Below are 576 nucleotides of genomic sequence, written 5' to 3'. Positions count from 1 at the left end.
CCCTTTCTACAGTCGCTGTAACGCTCCTGAAAGAGTTATGCGATGGCAGGGATAAAGATAGCCGTCTGATTAACCTTTCAAGTTATGGATTGACCCAGGCTTTCCGGCGTTCTGCTCGGTTAACGGGTGTGTATGGTGTTTGCTTCCATAGCTTGCGCCACACCTGCATAACTCGCTATGCGGAGAAAGGGCTATCAACGCTGCAATTACAACAGATTTCCGGGCATCGCAGCATCGTTATGCTTGAGCGATATACGCACCTTAAAGCCGAATCAATCGTAGGTTTGATGGATTAGTTAATGCGCAAACTAACTCATTTTGAATACGTGGAGCGATTAAGAGATCGCTCTATTAAGGTTTTAGGTGTGTATTCGATTTCAACTGAGAAAATTTTACATCAGTGTTTGAAATGTTTTTATGAATGGAAAGTTAAACCAAAAGATATTTCTAAAGGCAGTGGTTGCCCTGAGTGTATGAAAATTGATTTAGCTAAAAAATTCAGTCGCACTAAACCAGAGTATGAGGAATTAATAAAAAATCGTGGTGTGAAAATCATAGGTGATTACAAAGGGGCTT

General features: G+C 41.0%; 2 protein-coding genes. Both read left to right on the top strand.

Annotated features, from left to right (window positions below):
* On the top strand, nucleotides 1-296 hold a 296-nt coding region (locus N1032_RS26775; protein ID WP_259543707.1), incomplete at its 5' end, for a tyrosine-type recombinase/integrase.
* A gap of 3 nt (nucleotides 297-299) precedes the next feature.
* The coding region (locus N1032_RS26770; RefSeq protein WP_259543705.1) for a zinc-ribbon domain-containing protein at nucleotides 300-576 on the top strand (277 nt) is incomplete at its 3' end.

Origin of the sequence: Herbiconiux daphne (assembly GCF_024979295.1) — a bacterium.
In the GTDB taxonomy this organism is placed as follows: Bacteria; Actinomycetota; Actinomycetes; order Actinomycetales; family Microbacteriaceae; genus Herbiconiux; species Herbiconiux daphnes.
This window is presented reverse-complemented; position numbering and strand designations above follow the sequence as displayed.